The sequence below is a fragment of the Curtobacterium sp. MCBA15_007 genome (assembly GCF_001864905.1).
GTDB lineage: Bacteria > Actinomycetota > Actinomycetes > Actinomycetales > Microbacteriaceae > Curtobacterium > Curtobacterium poinsettiae.
Window position 1 is genome coordinate 89,597 of the sequence record NZ_MJGM01000022.1, and the last position, 17,637, is coordinate 107,233.

Here is a 17,637-nt window from a genome sequence, read left to right on the forward strand (position 1 = left end):
CCTTGCGCGTCCTGCAGATCGGCGCCGGCGGGATGGGGCGGGCCTGGCTCGCCACCGTCGCCGCCGACCCCGAGGTCGAGCTGGTCGGCATCGTCGACCTCGACCTCGACGCCGCGCGTGCCGGCGCCGCACACGCCGGCGACCCGTCGATCCCGGTCGGCACGGACCTGACCACGCTGGCCGCCGAGACCGGGGCCGAGGCCGTGCTCGACATCACCGTGCCGGTCGCGCACCACCCGGTCACCATGCAGGCGCTCCGTGCCGGGCTCCCCGTGCTCGGCGAGAAGCCCGCCGCGCAGACCGTCGCCGAGGCGCTGTCGCTCGCGGCAGCCGCCGAGGCCACCGGCCAGCTGTTCATGGTGTCGCAGTCCCGCCGCTACAACGACCAGCTCGTCGCGTTCCGGCAGCACGTCCGCGACCTCGGTGTCGTGGGCGGGCTGAGCACCCGGTTCGCGAAGGCACCGCACTTCGGTGGCTTCCGCGAGGAGATGGACGACGTCCTGCTGCTCGACATGGCCATCCACGCCTTCGACTCGGCGCGGTACGTGCTCGAGCGCGACCCGGTGTCGGTGTACTGCGAGTCGTGGAACCCGTCGTGGTCCTGGTACCGGGGCGACGCGGCCGCCGCCGCCGTCTTCACGTTCGAGGACGACGTCCGCTACGTCTACGACGGCTCCTGGTGTGCGCCGGGTGCGGAGACCTCGTGGAACGGCGACTGGCGCGCCTCCGGAGCCGCCGGCACGGCACTCTGGGACGGCGACCACGACCCGTCGAGCGACCTCGACGGCACACCGGGGTCCCCGGTCACGGCACCGTCGGTGGGACACGAGATCGCCGGGTCGCTGGCGTCCTTCGTCCGGGCCGTCCGCTCCGGCGAGGTGCCGGACGGCGAGGTGCACGGCAACGTCATGAGCCTCACGATGGTCGACGCCGCGATCACGTCGGCGCGCAGCGGGCGCCGGGTCGTCATCGACGAGGTGCTCGAGCAGGCACACCGGGACGCCCTGGCCGCCGAGCAGGACGACGCGGTCCGCGACCGCCTGGCGGCGTGGGAGTCGGTCCGTGGCGCGCTCCGTGCGCGCCTGCCCGCGTCCTGAGACGCGACCGCAGGACGGACGGGAGGCCCGTGGCGACACCGCCACGGGCCTCCCGTCCGTCGGAGCGCGCGATCAGCGCGGGATGACGGAGAACAGGAACTTCTTGCGGACCATGTACCAGGCCAGCAGGATCAGCGCCGTGTGCACCACGAACCCGATCCAGAAGTCGCCCCACGGCACACCGGGGATCGACGCGATCGCCAGGGCGAAGAACACCTGCCAGACGAACACGTACAGGCTCGCCTGCCCGAGCGGGATCCAGAGCCAGCCGATGGCGGCGGCGATGGGCTTCCAGAACACCGTGAGGATCGCGTAGGACACGACCGCGAAGAACGCGATGTCCGCCAGGCGGCCCCACTGCAGGTCCACCCGCTGGTACGCCGTGTTGTACAGCGACTGGTACATCTCGGCCGGGAACGGCACCGGGGTGAACCCGAAGTGGTCACCGGCCCAGACGTAGACCAGGAACGCCGCGTACCCGCCGACCGCGATGCCGACCAGGACCTTGCCGAGACGCCCGGTGAGCGCGCCGACGATCTGCCGCCGGTAGTACCCGAGCACGAGCCCGTGGGTGAACACGACCTGCCAGGTGAACAGGGGGAACACCGCCTCGAACTGCGAGTTCAGCGGGCGGAAGTCCGGGTTGAGCGCCTGGAACACGTAGAGCGCCCAGCTGGCGGCGAGGAGCGCCCACCAGAACCCGCGGCGGATCACCCAGATGAACGCCGGGATGAACAGGCTCAGCACCACGAACAGCCCCATGATGTTGAACGGCCACGGCCCCATCTCGAGCAGCAGGAACTGCCGGATCGCGTACCAGGGCGGCGGGTACGCGAGCAGCTGCATGACGTTCGGGTACAGGTCGTAGACGCGTCCCTCGGCGTCGACCCCGCCGAGGCCGGTGCCCCGGTCGGTGAAGGTCGTGATGGCGTCGGTGTTCAGGAACGGCACGAAGCTCAGCACGAACACGACGGCGATCACCACGAGCGTGACGACGTACTGCTTGCGTGCGCGCTTCCACGCCCCGATCGCCGCAGCCCACTCGCCGAACTTCTTCACGGCGAACGGGTACGTCATGCCGAGCACCATGCCGGACAGGAACACGAACATCTCGGCGCCGGTGATCGCCCCGACGGCGTGCAGCGTCAGGTACGAGTACGGCCCGCCGATCTCGATGTGGGTGATCACCACGGCGAGGATGATGAACCCGCGGAACAGGTCGAGGCGCAGGTCACGGCCTGGCTTGCCGTCGTCGGGGTAGCGCCAGCTCGGCAGCAGCCGCCCGAAGACCCCGCTCAGCAGGAAGACGATCGCCAGGCCCGCGGCCAGCCAGACGATCCACGCCATCTGGTCGCCGCCGGTCTCGTACTCCTGCGAGATCGCGGCGTTGCCCTGCTGCACGGTGACGCGGTCGGTGACCGGTCCGAAGGCGAAGTCCCCGGACCGCTCGAGGTCGGCGCGGAAGGCCTTCGCGACGTCCGGGTCGGCGGTGAGTCGCCAGTCGGCCACGCGGTTGCCGGCTTCGGGCTCGCGGCGCTCCGCCTCGAGCACGGTCATGCCCCGGATCAGCGGACGCTCCTGCACGGCGGCGAGCACCTGCCGCCACCAGCTCCGCTTGACCTGGAGCTCGGCGTCGCCCTGCAGCTCCCGGTTGTACAGGGCTCCGGTGTCGAGCAGCATCGGGCGGTCGTCGGCCACCGCGAACCGGTCGTAGAACGTCTCCGACTGGGGTTGGTCGTAGCCCCAGTCCTCGTCGAACCGCGACTCGACCTCACCGCTGCGGGTGAGTGGCACGGCACGACCGGTGGCCTCGGTCGGGTCGCCCTTGCCGTACGAGAACATCGACAGCCCGACCCAGTCGACGGCCTCGGCCCCCGGCCAGTAGGGGCCGTACGGGTCGTCGGCACCGGTGAGCTGTCCGTCGCCGTTGGTGTCCGCCTTCGCGACGTCGATCACCGACAGGTCCCGCAGCCGCCCGGCGGACTCGCCGAACGGGTAGCCGGCACCGTACCCCGGGGACCACACCATGAGCGCGTCCGACGCGCCCGCGTGCACGGTCGTGGCGAGCGCCCGGAACGCCCGGACGAACTCGGTCGGCTGCTGCCCCCACCGGACCCACGTGCCGTTCATCTGCGGTGCGAACCGGACGAGCACCTGGGTGTCGTACTGGTCGTGCAGGTCCTCGAACACGGAGTTGACGGCGCGTGCGTCCCCGGCGTCGAGCGACCGCAGCCTGCGGTCGGGTTCGAGGCTCACGACGAGCACCGCACCCTGGGTCGCCGCCGCGCGCGCCGACCGGAGGAGTTCCTGCTTGGCCGGGCCGTCGAGCGGGTAGTCGACGGAGACGCCGTACATCGACGGCGTCGCGCCGAGCCGTCCCTCGTAGCCCTCGGGTGAGTCACTCGCCCAGTCGAGGTCGGGGCCGAACCACGTCGAGCCCCCCGCCGGCTCGACGGCGGCGGCCCGCTGCACGGGTGCCGCCGACGCCGCGGACGCCGCGGACGCGGGCAGCGCACCACCGAGCAGGAGCGTGGCGATCGTGACGAGGAGGGCGAGAGCGCGGGCCACCTGCTGCTTCACCGGTCGCACGCGAGGATCCAGACGTTGTGGCCGGACTCGTGCCGGTGCTCGAGCCGGTCGAGCGCGGCGATCGCGAGCGCCAGCCCACGCCCGCTCTCCTGCTCGACGTCGGCCATGGTGACGGCGCTCAGGTCGATGTCGACGGGCATCCCGTTGTCGGTCAGCACCGCGGTCAGGGCCTGGTCGGTGGCCTGGAGGCGCACGGAGTACCGGCGCCCGGTCCCCCGGTCGGCGCGGACGGTGTGCTCGACGATGTTCGCGGCGACCTCGGCCAGGGCGGTCTCGAGTGCGAAGCGGAGCCGCACGTCGTCGATGCCGAGCCCGTCCCACCACGCGGCGAAGCGGTCCTGCACCTCGTTGAGGGAGTCGGGCGTCGCGGCGACCTCGAACGTGGTCTCGGTGCTCACAGGGGCCCTCCGGCGGTGCTCGACTCGTGTTCGGACTGTGCGGGGGTGGCCGGACCGCGGTACCGGACCGCGCGGATCACGATGCTGAAGATGAACAGGTCGAAGACGACCCACGCGGTGTTGACGAGCGGCGCGATCCCCTCGGCCTGACCGGTCAGGTACCGGATGACGATCATCACCAGGGCGGCGACCAGGGCACCCATCGCCCAGAGCTGCGGCTTGACCAGGTCCCACCGCGGCTTCTGCTCGGTCTCGTCGCGCACCTTCGGGGTGACGCGGAACCCGAGCGGCTTGCCCCGGAAGACGTTCTGGAACGCGCTGGTCACCGACTCGATCCAGATCGGGAACAGGGCGAGCGAGTACTGCTGCCCGCGCCAGGTCGGTCTGCCGGCGGCCACCACCCAGAACAGCAGCTGGTTGCACACCAGGAACGGGATGAGCCGGGCGAAGAAGTCGACGCTGTAGGCCTGCACGGGCACGACCCCGAACGACAGGCAGAGCACCGGCGCCGCGATGTAGACGATCGCGGCGAACCCCGACAGGTAGCTCCACATCGTCGAGAAGTACATGAGCCGCTGCCCCCACGACAGCCCCTTCTGCACCAGGGGGTTCTCACGGAAGAACACCTGCATGGTGCCCTGCGCCCAGCGCAGTCGCTGCACGAGCATCGTCGGCAGGTCCTCGGGGGCCAGGCCCGTCGCCAGGATCTCGTCGTGGTACGCCGACTTCCAGCCGAGGCCGTGCAGGCGCATCGCGGTGGCCATGTCCTCGGTCACCGAGATCGTCGCCAGCGGCATGATCGGCTGGGCCTCGTCGTCACGGTTGACGTCGAGGGCACGGGCGAGCACGGCGATCGACTCGATGGCGGCGACCGGCGAGGCCTCACGCCGCCCGAGCACGTCGAGGGCGGCGTCGTCGAGTCCGGCGAAGGTGTTCGCGTCGGTGGACATCGCCGCGAGCTCCTGCAGGTCGTTCCGCACCGATTCGAGGTCGGCGGCGGCGAACCGGAACGCGATGGCGTCGATCCCCCGCTGGAACGCGTAGGTCACGTCGCCCAGGGGTTCGCCGGACCGGACCTGCTCGCGTGCGCGGTCGACCACGCCCTCGGCGTCGTCGAGGGCATCGAGCACGCGCGGGTCGGTCTCGGTCTCGCGGGAACGGGCGAGGAGCTTGCGCGAGGTGGCGAGGGTGCGCTGCACGGACGCCTCGACCTCGGCCACGTAGCGCGAGATGCCGAGCTGCATGAGTGCCTCACGCCGCAGGATCGCGTTCGACCCGCAGAAGAACGCGGCGTTCCAGCCGTCCTTCGACTGCTGGATCGGGCCGTAGAAGAGCGGCGCCTGGCTACCGAGGGGGTCGGCAGCGGGGACGTTCTCGAACCACTGCGGCGTCTGCACGAGCGCCATCTGCGGGTCCTTGAAGTAGCCGAGGGTGCGGTCGAGAATCGCCGGGTCCGGCACCTGGTCGGCGTCGAGGATGAGCAGGAACTCGCCCTGGGTCGCGAGCAGGGCGTTGTTGAGGTTGCCGGCCTTCGCGTGCCGTGGCCGGTCCACCCAGTCGGCGCCGCGCGTGATGACGCCGATGCCGAGCGCTTCGGCCGCCGCGCGCATCTCGGGGCGGTTGCCGTCGTCGAGGATCCAGGTGGTGTGCGGGTGCGTGATCGCCTTCGCCGCGCGGGCGGTGCGCTCCACCAGGTCGACCGGCTCGTTGTAGGTCGTGATGAAGACGTCGACGGTGACGTCGGTGGACGGCTTCGCCGGCGGTTCGCCGCGCTCCCGGAGCCGCCAGGCCCCGAGCGCGAAGAGCAGCGAGTCGATGACGCTGTAGGTCTCGGCGAGGATCAGCGGCACCGCGATCCACCACGAGTGCCAGTTCACCGAGGCCGCCCAGCGCCACACGATGTAGTTCACCCCGGCGAGGGACGCCAGGAGCGCCACGGTCCGCACGGTGACCAGGCGCCGGCGGGCCGTTCCGGTGGTGAGTCGGCGGCGGTCCTGTCGGCTGACGTCGAGCGCGGTCACCGGGTCGCCCCGACCGTGGTGCCGTCGCACGTGCTGCGTCGCAAGCATGCCTCCTGATCCGCGGGCCCCGGCCGCAGCGCACGCCCGAGAGTGGTTCCGTCCGGCAGCTGACCCGGGGGCCACCGTGCCGGTCGTCCGCTTCGGTCGTCGGGCACGACCTGGGCGTGACGACCTGTCTACCGCACGGGTGGGGAGTCTGTCAGGTTGCTCACCCGATCTGGGGACACGGCGTCTCAGAAGACGGCGGTGAACCCCAGGTCGTCGGCCAGGCGTGCGATGACCTGGTCGAAGTACGCCGCACCGTCGGACACGGACCCCACGAAGTGCCCGAAGAGCTCGAACGAGATCGTCCCGAACACCGTCGTCCAGGCCATCAGCGTCCGGACCAGGACCTCGTCGGGCAGGGAGATGCCGAACGAGCGCAGGGTGGCGACCCCGTCCGCGACGGCGGGACCGGCCACCCCGGGAGCCGCCGTGGGCGCGGTGGGTGATCCGGGCCTCCCGGCCGTCCCCGGCGTCGACGTGACGGGCGAGCCCGACGTACCCGATCCGCCCGACGCACCCGACGCACCGGGCGCACCGGAGCCGACGGCGTCCGCGACCACGCGCACCAGGGCGAGCGTCGTCCGTGTCGCGGGTGCGACCGTCTCGCGCGGCGCGGCGTAGCCCGGTACCGGCGAGCCGAAGAGCAACGCGAAGTCCCCCGGGTGCGCGATCGACCAGTCACGGATCGCCCGGCACATCGCGACCCAGCGCGCCCCGGCATCGGGTCCGGCTGCCGCACCGGCGGCCTCGACCGCGGCACCGAGCTCGCCGTAGTCGGTGATGAGCAGGGCGGTCAGCAGGTCGTCGCGGCTCGGGAAGTACCGGTACACGGCCGACGAGACCATCCCGACGTCACGGGCGACGGCACGCAGGCTCAGGGCCGCCGGACCTTCGTCGGTCAGACGGGTGCGTGCCGCGGCCAGGATGTCGGCGGTGACCGTCTGCCGTGCGAGCGCTCGGGCGGTGGGTGCCATCCGTCGATCCTGGCACGAGAGAGCAGCGCACACAAAGGAGAGCAGTGCTCTTGCTTTTCCGCGCAGGAGCGGTCATGCTCGCTTCCGAGAGCACTGCTCTCGCATCGACCAGGAAGCAGGAGACCATGTCCCACCACATCGTGATCGGCGCCGGCCCGGTCGGCCGCCACGTCGCCGGACTCGTGAACGCCCGGGGCGACCGCGTCACCGTCGTCTCCCGCTCCGGGCGCAGCACCGGCGTCGCCGGGGTCGAGCACCTCGCGCTCGACGCCTCCGACGCCGACGCGCTCACCCGCGCCGCCGAGGGAGCGGCCGTCCTGTACAACTGCGCGAACCCCGGCGACTACACGCAGTGGGAACGCACCTGGCCCCCGCTCGCCGCAGCGCTGCTCACCGCGGCCGAACGGACCGGTGCGACGTACGCCATCACCGGGAACCTGTACCCGTACGGCCCGGTCGACGGGCCGATGCACGAGGGACTGCCGGACGCCGCCACGGACCGCAAGGGCGTGCTCCGGGCGCGGATGTGGGCCGACGCCCTCGCCGCGCACGACGCGGGCCGGATCCGCGCCGTCGAGGTCCGCGCCTCGGACTACCTGGGGCCCGGGATCGGCGCGAACGGGCACGTCACGCGCGTGCTGCCGGCGGCACTGCGGGGCCGGGCGGTGTGGATGGTCGGCCGCACAGACCTGCCGCACACCTTCACCGACGTGCTCGACGTCGCCCGGACCCTCGTGGCCGCCGCCGAGGACGAGAGCGCCCACGGCCGCACGTGGATGGTGCCGAGCAACGCACCGCGAACGCAGCGCCAGGCCCTCACCGACGTCCTCGCGGCGACGGGAAAGCCCGCGGTGCCGGTACGCCGGATGCCCGCGGCCCTGTTCCGGGTCGGCGGGCTCGTGTCGCCGATGATGCGCGAGCTGGCCGACCTGACCTACCAGTGGACCGCGCCGTACGTGGTCGACGACGCCGAGAGCCGCACCCGCTTCGGCATCGAGCCGACCCCGTGGGACGAGGTGTGCCGCCGCACGGCCGCCGGCGTGGCCTGACCGCGAGCCACACACGGAAGGGGGTAGGACGCTCCATTGCGTCCCACCCCCTTCCGCCTCGCACCGCCGGTCAGATCACCAGCAGCCTCGAGTACTGCGCCACGTCGAGCTGCTGCGCAGCTCCACCCGCGGCGGGGACCTTCCACAGCCCGACCGAGGGGCCGCTCTCGATCGAGACGAACACGTCCCCGTCGGCGGAGGCGGCACCCAGGTGCTCGCCACGCGACCCGGCGGTCAGCCCGGTCACCGGCACGGTCGACGTCCCGCCGCTGCCCACCACGAGCTTGTCCGGGATGCCGCGGTCGATCGTGCACCCGCCCGGCCGGTACTCCGACGGGGCGGGGCAGAACTGCGCCGACTGCAGGAGCGAGAAGCCATCGGCGTTCGCGGCGGCGTAGTCGAACGCGTACCGCGGTTCGATCTTCGTCAGTTCGGTCGCCCCGGGCTTGAGCTGGTACCAGATCCACGACCCGGCGGCACCGGTCGATCGGATGTCGACGTAGACGTTGCCCTGCGAGTCCGCGAGCACACCGGCGGGGTAGCCGACGATCATGCCGCTCGGCCCGGTGAACGTGCGGGGTGCGATGCCGGTGCCCTTGACGTACGGCTGGCTGACCGTTCCGCCGAGCACGACGACCTTGCCGTCCGGGGTGACCGTCCAGAAACGCTGATCACTCCCGACGGCTTTGCCACCCAGGTCGAGCACGACCTTCGGGGTCGAGGTGCCGACGGACAGCTTCTGTACCGCACCGGTCACCGAGTCCACCCAGTACAGGTTGCCCTCGGCATCGGAGCGCAGGTCCGGGGTCAGGTGCAGGCCGGACGCGATGATCGAGATCCCGCCGCCGTCGGCCGGGTGCAGCAGGATCGAAGTGCCGTCCGCCGTCGGGGTGAACACGTCACCGTCGGCATTCGCGGCGAAGCCCTCGACGTCCCTCGCGACGACGGTCTTCGCACCGCTGCCGGAGTCCGCGAACCGCACGACGTCACCGTTGCCGTCGAGCCCGAACAGCGACTGCGTCGTCTCCGGCTCGGGTGCGGGTGGTGCCGTCCAGCGCAGCGTGATCGTGCGGCCGGTCCCCCGGTGTCCGAGGGCACGGAGCGAGAACCGGTACGTGGTCGCGGGCGAGAGCTCGTCGAAGCGGTCGGAGCGGGCGCGCGGGTGGAGTCGGTCGACCTGACGGTCGTGCCGGTTCGCGACGGCGGCGACCGCGACCTTCCAGCCCGTCACCTTCGCGCCGTGCTTCGGGCCACGCCACGTCAGCGTGGCGCTGTCCGCGTCGCCGGTGACGCGGACGGCGGTCGGCGCTCCCGGCACCGACGACCAGGAGGTGTGCGCCGTCGCAGGCGCCACACCTCCGAAGACGAGCGCCGCGGCGGCGACCGCGGTGATGAGTGCTCGGTACACGATGTTCCCCTGCCTTCTCCGCGGCTCCCTGCGTCACGGCTCCGGGTATCACAGCACCGTGCCGACCGCAGGGGAACGGTTGCGGGCGGGATGTGCGGTTCCCCGCACCGCAAGATGCCGCCCGGTACCCCCGCACACGCCGTCGTGTTCCCGAGACGCCGCGGAATCCGGGGGCGTCTCGCCGACTCGGCGGCGTGGAAGCGACACGACGGCGTCTCGCGGGCCCGGAACGCGCACCGACGACGGACGGGAGGCACGGTGCCAGCTGGCACTGTGCCTCCCGTCCACAGGGGTCGCGTCTCGGACGCGGCGCGTCTCAGTAGCGCGGCTTGCGCTCCGGACGCTCGTCGCGGTCGTCACGGCGTCCGCCACCACGGCGATCCGCACGGATCTCGATGAGCTTGCCGCTGATCCGGGTGTCGGTCAGGCGGTCGAGCACACCGGGGTCCATGTCGGCCGGCAGCTCGACGATCGAGAAGTCCGGACGGATCTGGATCGCACCGAAGTCGTCGCGGCGCAGGCCGCCTTCGTTGGCCAGCGCACCGACGATCTGGCGCGGCTCGACGCGGTGACGACGGCCGACCTCGATGCGGTACGGGGACATCGGCTGCGAACGACGCGGGGCGCGGTCGCCACGGTCGCGGTCGCCGCCACGGTCGTCGCGGGCACCACGGTCGTTGCGGCCGCCGCGGTCGTCGCGGGCACCACGGTCGTCGCGCTCGCTGCGGCGGGCGTCACGCTCCATCTGCGAGCGGAGCGCGTCGTCGGCTGCGGTGAGCAGCAGCGGCGAGTCACCCTGCGCCACGACCGCCAGGGCGGCAGCGACGTCGTCCGACGGGACGTCGTGGTGCTCGACGTAGTGCGCGATGACGTCGCGGAACGCGGCGATCCGGCCCTGGTCCTCGAGCGCCGCGGTGATCGCGTCGTCGAAGCGGGTCAGGCGCGTCTCGTTGACGTCGTCGATGGTCGGCAGCTGCATCTGCGTGAGCGGCTGCTTGGTGTGGCGCTCGATCGCGGCGAGCAGGCGACGCTCACGCGGGGTGACGAAGCTGATCGAGTCACCCGAGCGGCCGGCACGACCGGTACGACCGATGCGGTGCACGTAGGACTCGATGTCGACGGGGATGTCGAAGTTCACGACGTGCGTGATGCGGTCGACGTCGAGACCACGGGCGGCGACGTCGGTGGCGACCAGGATGTCGAGCTTGCCCGACTTCAGCTGGTTGACCGTGCGCTCACGCTGGGCCTGGGCGACGTCACCGCTGATCGCGGCGGCGGCGTACCCGCGGGCACGGAGCTTCTCGGCCAGGGTCTCGGTCTCGCTCTTGGTGCGGACGAAGATGATCATGCCCTCGAAGTCCTCGACCTCGAGGATGCGGGTGAGCGCATCGACCTTCTGCGGGTACGAGACCATCAGGTAGCGCTGCGTGATGTTCGCGGCGGTCTTCGTCTTGGTCTTGACGGTGATCTCGGCCGGGTCGGTCAGGTACTGCTGCGAGATGCGGCGGATCTGCGCGGGCATCGTCGCCGAGAAGAGCGCGACCTGCTTGTCGTCCGGGGTGTCGGCGAGGATCGTCTCGACGTCCTCGGCGAAGCCCATCTTGAGCATCTCGTCGGCCTCGTCGAGGACCAGGTACTTCAGCTCGGACAGGTCGAGCGTGCCCTTCGCCAGGTGGTCCATGATGCGGCCGGGGGTGCCGACGATGACGTCGACGCCACGGCGCAGGGCGGAGAGCTGCACGCCGTAGGCCTGGCCGCCGTAGACGGGCAGGACGTGGACGTTCTTCATGTGGGACGCGAACTGCTCGAACGCTTCGCACACCTGCAGGGCGAGCTCGCGCGTCGGGGACAGCACGAGCGCCTGGGGCTTCTTGCTGCCGGACTCCATGCGGGACAGGATCGGCAGCGCGAAGGCGGCGGTCTTGCCGGTTCCGGTCTGCGCCAGGCCGACGACGTCGCGCCCGGCGAGGAGGGTGGGGATGGTGGCTTCCTGGATGGCGGAAGGGGTCTCGTAGCCGATGTCCTTGACGGCCTTGAGCACAGCGTCGCTCAGGCCGAGATCGGCGAACGTCACCACGGGCCCGTCGTCGAGGGTCTCAGTGGTGGGGGTGGTGTCCGTGCTCATACCACCAACGGTATCTCGAATGCGCGCTCCGCAGGGACGGGAGGCCCGTGGCGGCGCCGCCACGGGCCTCCTGTCCGTCCCCTCGGTCACGTCAGGAGCGCGTGGTGCCGATCCCCAGGACCGTGTCGGCACGGTCGTTCAGCCGCGTCAGCATCTCGGCGAGCGCGCGCAGCTCGTCCGAGGCGAACTCCCCCGTCAGGTCGTCGAAGACCTCGGCGCCGGCGGCGTCCAGCTCGTCGAGCAGTCGCCGTCCTGCGGGGGCGAGCGTGACGAGCGTGGCGCGGCCGTCCGCGGGATCGGGTGACCCGATCAGGTGCTCGGCCTCGATCAGCGAGGCCACCCGCCGGCTGATCACCGGGCGGGACAACCCCGTCGCGTCGGCGATGGCGGTCGCCCGGACGGGGCCGTGGCCGGCCACGGCACGCAGGATCACGCGGGCGGTCGGGTCGAGCCCACCGCGCGACTCGATGAGCGAGGAGCGCAGGGTCTGCCGGACCCACAGCCGGTCGAGCTGGGATCGCAGGAGTCGCTCTGCGGCACGCCGGTCGTCGGTCACGCGCCCAGCGTAGCGGGCACATTTAGTTGCTTGCCGGAAGCAACAGATGTATCGTTGCGCGGTCTGCAAAGTTTCACAGCCAGAAAAAGGAGTTCGATGACCGCCACCGCACCCGTCTCGGTGCAGCACGGTCGGCACACCGCCGAGGCCCCCGCGGCCTCCGGAAGCGCCGGCCAGCAGCCGCTGATGACCCACCGTCAGATCCTCCTGGTGATCTACGGCCTGATGGCGGGCATGTTCCTGTCCTCGCTCGGCCAGACGGTGTTCGGCACGGCGATCCGCACGATCGGCGACGACCTGCACGGGCTCGACCAGCAGGCCTGGGTGACCACCGCGTACCTCATCACCTCGACGATCGCGACGCCGATCTACGGCAAGCTCTCCGACATCTTCGGCCGCCGTCCCCTCTACATCTTCGGCATCGTCGTCTTCATCCTCGGCGCCGTCCTGTCGTCGATGTCCACCTCGATGCTCATGCTCGCCGCCTTCCGCGCGGTGCAGGGCATCGGTGCCGGTGCGCTGATGTCGCTGCCGCTGGCGATCATGGGCGACATCCTCGCCCCGCGTGAGCGCGCCAAGTACCAGGGGTACTTCCTCGCCGTCTTCGGCATCTCGTCCGTCATCGGCCCGCTCATCGGTGGTCTGCTCGCCGGTTCCTCCGAGATCCTGTGGATCACCGGCTGGCGCTGGGTCCTGTTGATCAACGTGCCGATCGGTGTCGCGGCGCTGCTCATGGTCATCGTGTTCCTGCACCTGCCGAAGGTGCACGGCGCCGGCGACGCGAAGCCGAAGGTCGACTGGTGGGGCGCGACCGCCGTCATCGTCACCCTCGTGCCGCTCCTGCTCGTCGCCGAACAGGGCCGCATCTGGGGCTGGGGCTCCCCCGCCGCCATCGCCTGCTACGTCGTCGGTGTCGTCGGGCTGATCGGTCTGCTGCTCATCGAGTCGAAGATGGGCGACGCGGCGATCATCCCGCTCAAGCTGTTCCGCTCGGGCACGTTCTCGATGGCGACCGTCATCGGGTTCCTGGTCGGCTTCGCGATGTTCGGTGCGATGCTCACGATCCCGCTCTACCTGCAGATCGTCGTGGGGCTCACCCCGACCGAGTCCGGCTTCGCGACCCTGCCGCTCGTCGGTGGGCTGATGATCGCCTCGATCACCTCGGGTCAGATCGTCGCCCGCGTCGGCCGCTACCGGATCTTCCCGGTCATCGGCACCGCGCTCGTCTCCGCCGGCTACGTCGTCCTGACGTTCATGTCGATCGACAAGCCGCTCTGGTTCCTGATGATCGGCATGTTCCTCATCGGTCTCGGCCTCGGATCGGTCATGCAGTCGCTGACCCTGGCGTCGCAGGGCTCGGTGGAGGCCCGTGACATGGGCGTCGCCACGTCGTCCGCCACGTTCTTCCGCCAGATCGGCGGCACGCTCGGCACCGCCGTGCTGCTGTCCATCCTGTTCTCGGTGATGCCGGCGAACATCCTGACCGCGACCGCGAACCAGAAGGACCTCGGTCCGGCACTCGACGCCGCGCTCAACCCGACCGTCGCCAGCGCGAAGGCGAACCAGGGCGCCATGGACAAGATCTGGACGCCCGTCGTCACCCCGCTGACGAAGACCGTGCAGTCACAGCTCGACGCCGCCTCGGCCAAGGCGAAGCAGGCCGCCGACGCCGCGGTCACCGAGCAGGTCACCGCGGCCGTGCAGCAGCAGGTCGCCGCGGGTGCCGTGCCCGCAGCGGCAGCGCAGACCGTGATCGACCAGCAGGTCGCCGCGGCCACGCCGGCCGCCGAGCAGTCCGCCCTCGAGCAGGTCGCCGACCAGGCGCACGCCAGCGTGCAGGACGGCACGGTGTCCGTCGACTGGTCGAACGCTGCGCAGCGCTCCTACTGGGTCGACGAGCTCACCCCGGAGCTCGCGAAGAAGATCGACGACGGCAACACCACGAGCGACAGCGCCACCAGCACGAACGACACCTCGTTCCTGACCGGTGCCGACAGCCGCCTGACCCGGCCGTTCATGGCGGGCTTCAACGCCTCGTCCGTGACGATCTACTGGGTCGGTCTCGGCGTCATCCTGCTCGCGTTCGTGCTGACCTGGTTCTTCCGGGTGCCGCCGCTGCGCCAGCGTTCCGCGCTGCAGGAGCAGGCCGACATGTCCGCCGAGGCGCAGCTCGAGGCCGAGGCGGGCGCCGCCGCCGCCGAGGCCGGCTCGTTCACGGGCCCGATGACCGGGTCCGTGCCGACCGGCTCGGGTTCGACCGGATCCGCGCCGACGCACCGTCGGTGACCGACCGGGGCGTCCGCCCGTGCCCCCTTTCCGGGCGGGCGCCCCTCCCACCCACATCGATCCACCAGGAGTCCACGTGATCACCACCCCGGCAGCGGCTGCGGCAACGGAGCCGTGCACGCTGCGTGAACGGAAGAAGCAGCAGACCCGGCAGGCGCTGCACGACGCGGCACTGACGCTCGTGTCCGCGCACGGGCTCGACGGCGTGACGGTCGAGCAGATCTGCGCCGACGCCGACGTCTCGCCCCGCACCTTCTTCAACTACTTCTCGTCGAAGGCGCACGCGGCACTCGGGCTCGACTCGGTCGAGGTGCCGGAGCGCGCAGCGGCCTGGTTCGCCGAGGCCGACGGCGCCCTGGTCGCCGACCTGTGCACCCTGGTCGCGGCGACCGTGCCGCTCTCGCAGGACCGCAGGCGCATGAAGGAGCTGCTCGTGCTCCGGCCGGAGATGTCGTCGATGGTGATGCAGTGGATGGCCGAGTCGCGCCAGTCCCTGCTCAGCGTCGTCGGCACTCGCACGGATGCGCAGACCGCCCGCACCGCCGTGACCCTGGTGATGTCGGCGCTCAGCGAGGTCGCGCACCGCGAGACCGTGCGGAGCAACGACGAGCTCGCCGACCGGCTCCGTGCGGTCGTGCGCGAGATGGCCGCGCTCGCGTCCTGAGCCGGGGGCGCAGGGCGTACCTGGTCGAATCGGGCGTACCTGGCAGGAACTTCCCGCCAGGTACGCCCGTTTCCGCTTTCCAGCGCAGGCGCAATGGGAAGGAACGTCGCGCCGTGCGCGTGCCCCGGTGCCGGACGGGAGGCCCGTGGCGGCGTCCCCACGGGCCTCCCGTCCGCATCGTGGCCGGGTGGCTGACACGCCGTCGTGTCCGCCCGACGCCGGGAAGTCGTCGAGACGCCACCGTTTCCGGAGGCGTCTCGGCGTGACGACGGCGTCTCCCAGCCGTCGCGCACTGGCACTGCTCGGCTGACGAACGCCCAGTCCGCACTCCGGAGTACCTTGCCGGGCATGCACACGACCGGACCCGCGCCGTACTTCCAGTTCGCCGGCACCGCCAGGCAGGCCCTCGAGCACTGGCAGCGGGTGTTCGGTGGCCAGGTGCAGATCGCGACCTACGCGGACTGCTCCCGCACGGACGGCCCGGCCGACGCCGTCGCGCACGGCCAGCTCACCGGCGAGCTGCAGCTGTTCGCCGCGGACGCGAGCGAGGGCGAGGGCGACACCCCGTTCTCGGCGACGGGGCTGCTCTTCTCACTGCTCGGCGCCGCGGAACCGGACGTCCTGCGCCGGTGGTTCGACCAGCTCGCCGAGGGCGGCACGGTCGTCGACCCACTGCAGCAGCGACCGTGGGGCGACTGGGACGGCACCGTCCGTGACGCCTTCGGGGTCGCCTGGCTGATCGGGTTCGAGGACTCGGCGCGCTGAGTCCCGCGCTGACTCCCGCGCGCAGCAGCGCCTACTGCTGGTCGGACGGCAGCAGCGGCGCCCAGAAGGCGTCGGGGCCGTCGGCCTGCACGGCGTCCGGCTCGAACCGGAAGCCGTACTCGCGCACGAAGTCGAGTGCCGCGGCCCGCTCGTCCTCGGCGTCGTCGTGCGCTGCGTCGAACAAGTAGACGCCGTGGCCCATCGCGACACCGGCGTCGCTGATCACGGAGAGGTCCCAGCGGCCCTGCTCGGAACGCTCGATCCGGACGACGGCGGCCTGGGATGCGGTGAAGTCAGCCATGTCGCGAGCCTACGGACGCCCCGCGGCTGGCGTTCAGGATGCTCCGCGGCCACTACGCTGTGCACCGTCACAGGTCAGACGAGTGGAGAACGCATTGTCAGTCGGATTGCTCGCCGTGGTGGACGACATCCTCTCCGCAGCCCTCAAGGCCAGCGCGAAGACCGCGGGGGTCGTCATCGACGACGCCGCCGTCACACCCCAGTACGTGCAGGGCCTGGAGCCCGCCCGCGAACTGCCGGTCGTCGGGCGCATCGCCCTCGGCAGCCTGTTCAACAAGTTCGTCATCATCATCCCGCTGGCCCTGCTGCTGACGGCGTTCGCCCCCGGGGTGCTGCCCTGGCTGCTGCTGCTCGGCGGCACCTACCTGTGCTTCGAAGGTGCCGAGAAGGTGACCGAGTGGTTCGGTGTCCACCACGAGGGCGGGTCCGACGAGGCCGTCACCGAACCGAAGCTCGTCTTCGGCGCCATCCGCACCGACCTCATCCTGAGCACCGAGATCATGCTCATCGCGCTGGCGGGCCTCGACCCCGACCTCGGGCTCTGGCCGACGCTCGGCGCCCTGATCGTGATCGGCCTGGTCATGACGGCGGTCGTCTACGGCGCCGTGGCGCTGCTCGTCAAGGTCGACGACATCGGCCTGCAGATGATGAAGAACTCGGTCCGCCGCACCCGCCGGATCGGTGCCAGGATCGTCCGCGCGATGCCGATGGTCTTCCGGGTCATCAGCGTCATCGGCACCGTCGCGATGCTCTGGGTCGGCGGACACCTGGTCATCGCGAACCTGGCCGAGACGATCTGGCACGGACCGTACGACCTGCTGCACGGGATCGAGCACGCGCTCGATGCCGCCGGCCCCGTCGTCGTCTGGATCGCCGACACGGCCGTGTCGGCCGTGGCCGGCCTCGTGCTCGGCATGGTCGTCGTCGGCATCGTGCTCGGCATCGGCCGCCTGCGCGGCGGGCAGCACTGACGCGACTGCGCGACGGACGGGAGGCCCGTGGCGGCCTGGCACCGCGCCTCCCGTCCGGTAAGGCGTCCTGACCCGCAGCAGCCGAAAGGTCACAGAGCGGTAACGACGTCAGATCCGTCCAAACCCTTCGCCAGAGGGTGCCGAATCACCTGCAACGACCGGGAACCACCCGGAGCGCTCACCAGCCGCACACCGCTGGTTCTCCACCCTGCACCAGGGTGTGTTCGGCGCGCACACAGCAGCCGCGCCGAGCGCGACAACAGCAAAGGACTGATCACGATGCGCAAGAGCCTCAAGACCTCCATCACCCTCGCCACCACCGGCGCCCTCGTCCTGGGCGGTGCCGCGTTCGGCATCTCCTCCGCCCAGGCCGCGACCCCCGCGATCCA

General features: G+C 71.2%; 14 protein-coding genes. 6 read left to right on the forward strand and 8 right to left on the reverse strand.

Annotated features, from left to right (window positions below):
* Positions 1–2 precede the first annotated feature (2 nt).
* Positions 3–1,097: a Gfo/Idh/MocA family protein gene (locus BIU95_RS10935; RefSeq protein ID WP_071251671.1), complete on the forward strand. Its 1,095-nt coding sequence runs from the start codon at positions 3–5 to the stop codon at positions 1,095–1,097.
* A gap of 72 nt (positions 1,098–1,169) precedes the next feature.
* Here the strand turns inward: BIU95_RS10935 and opgC are convergent, their stop codons facing one another.
* The 4 genes from opgC to BIU95_RS10955 all read right to left on the reverse strand — a co-directional run bounded on the left by opgC (position 1,170) and on the right by BIU95_RS10955 (position 7,124).
* Positions 1,170–3,677, reverse strand: coding sequence for an OpgC domain-containing protein (opgC, locus tag BIU95_RS10940; protein WP_139179751.1), 2,508 nt, complete (start codon positions 3,675–3,677; stop codon positions 1,170–1,172).
* Complete coding sequence (locus BIU95_RS10945) at positions 3,674–4,084, reverse strand: ATP-binding protein (protein WP_017886807.1); 411 nt, start codon at positions 4,082–4,084, stop codon at positions 3,674–3,676. The genes opgC and BIU95_RS10945 overlap by 4 nt, the downstream gene beginning before the upstream one ends.
* Positions 4,081–6,153, reverse strand: coding sequence for a glycosyltransferase (locus tag BIU95_RS10950; RefSeq protein ID WP_017886808.1), 2,073 nt, complete (start codon positions 6,151–6,153; stop codon positions 4,081–4,083). The genes BIU95_RS10945 and BIU95_RS10950 overlap by 4 nt, the downstream gene beginning before the upstream one ends.
* A gap of 185 nt (positions 6,154–6,338) precedes the next feature.
* Positions 6,339–7,124, reverse strand: coding sequence for a TetR/AcrR family transcriptional regulator (locus BIU95_RS10955; protein WP_071251672.1), 786 nt, complete (start codon positions 7,122–7,124; stop codon positions 6,339–6,341).
* Positions 7,125–7,249: 125 nt separating this feature from the next.
* On the opposite strand from BIU95_RS10955, the gene BIU95_RS10960 reads away from it, so the two are divergent.
* The gene (locus BIU95_RS10960) at positions 7,250–8,173 is read left to right on the forward strand and encodes an NAD-dependent epimerase/dehydratase family protein (protein ID WP_071251685.1); all 924 of its coding nucleotides are present in this window, start codon (positions 7,250–7,252) and stop codon (positions 8,171–8,173) included.
* A 70-nt stretch (positions 8,174–8,243) separates the two neighbouring features.
* Here BIU95_RS10960 and BIU95_RS10965 read toward each other — a convergent pair whose 3' ends face one another.
* The 3 genes from BIU95_RS10965 to BIU95_RS18715 form a co-directional block, all read right to left on the reverse strand.
* Positions 8,244–9,581: a fibronectin type III domain-containing protein gene (locus tag BIU95_RS10965; protein WP_071251673.1), complete on the reverse strand. Its 1,338-nt coding sequence runs from the start codon at positions 9,579–9,581 to the stop codon at positions 8,244–8,246.
* A gap of 316 nt (positions 9,582–9,897) precedes the next feature.
* Positions 9,898–11,706, reverse strand: a complete 1,809-nt coding sequence (locus tag BIU95_RS10970; protein ID WP_017886812.1) for a DEAD/DEAH box helicase — start codon at positions 11,704–11,706, stop codon at positions 9,898–9,900.
* Between the two features lie 91 nt (positions 11,707–11,797).
* On the reverse strand, positions 11,798–12,262 hold the full coding sequence (locus BIU95_RS18715) for a MarR family winged helix-turn-helix transcriptional regulator (RefSeq protein WP_042537769.1): 465 nt from the start codon (positions 12,260–12,262) through the stop codon (positions 11,798–11,800).
* Positions 12,263–12,358: 96 nt separating this feature from the next.
* On the opposite strand from BIU95_RS18715, the gene BIU95_RS10980 reads away from it, so the two are divergent.
* The 3 genes from BIU95_RS10980 (at position 12,359) to BIU95_RS10990 (ending at position 15,977) form a co-directional block, all read left to right on the forward strand.
* Positions 12,359–14,548, forward strand: coding sequence for an MDR family MFS transporter (locus BIU95_RS10980; RefSeq protein WP_071251674.1), 2,190 nt, complete (start codon positions 12,359–12,361; stop codon positions 14,546–14,548).
* 76 nt (positions 14,549–14,624) lie between these two features.
* On the forward strand, positions 14,625–15,212 hold the full coding sequence (locus tag BIU95_RS10985) for a TetR/AcrR family transcriptional regulator (RefSeq protein WP_056072745.1): 588 nt from the start codon (positions 14,625–14,627) through the stop codon (positions 15,210–15,212).
* 348 nt (positions 15,213–15,560) lie between these two features.
* Positions 15,561–15,977: a VOC family protein gene (locus tag BIU95_RS10990; protein ID WP_071251675.1), complete on the forward strand. Its 417-nt coding sequence runs from the start codon at positions 15,561–15,563 to the stop codon at positions 15,975–15,977.
* 31 nt (positions 15,978–16,008) lie between these two features.
* Here the strand turns inward: BIU95_RS10990 and BIU95_RS10995 are convergent, their stop codons facing one another.
* The gene (locus tag BIU95_RS10995) at positions 16,009–16,278 is read right to left on the reverse strand and encodes a hypothetical protein (RefSeq protein ID WP_042537772.1); all 270 of its coding nucleotides are present in this window, start codon (positions 16,276–16,278) and stop codon (positions 16,009–16,011) included.
* Between the two features lie 94 nt (positions 16,279–16,372).
* On the opposite strand from BIU95_RS10995, the gene BIU95_RS11000 reads away from it, so the two are divergent.
* Positions 16,373–17,248 (forward strand): DUF808 domain-containing protein, encoded by an 876-nt coding sequence (locus BIU95_RS11000; RefSeq protein ID WP_042537898.1) that lies wholly within the window; start codon positions 16,373–16,375, stop codon positions 17,246–17,248.
* The last annotated feature ends 389 nt before the right edge of the window (positions 17,249–17,637 follow it).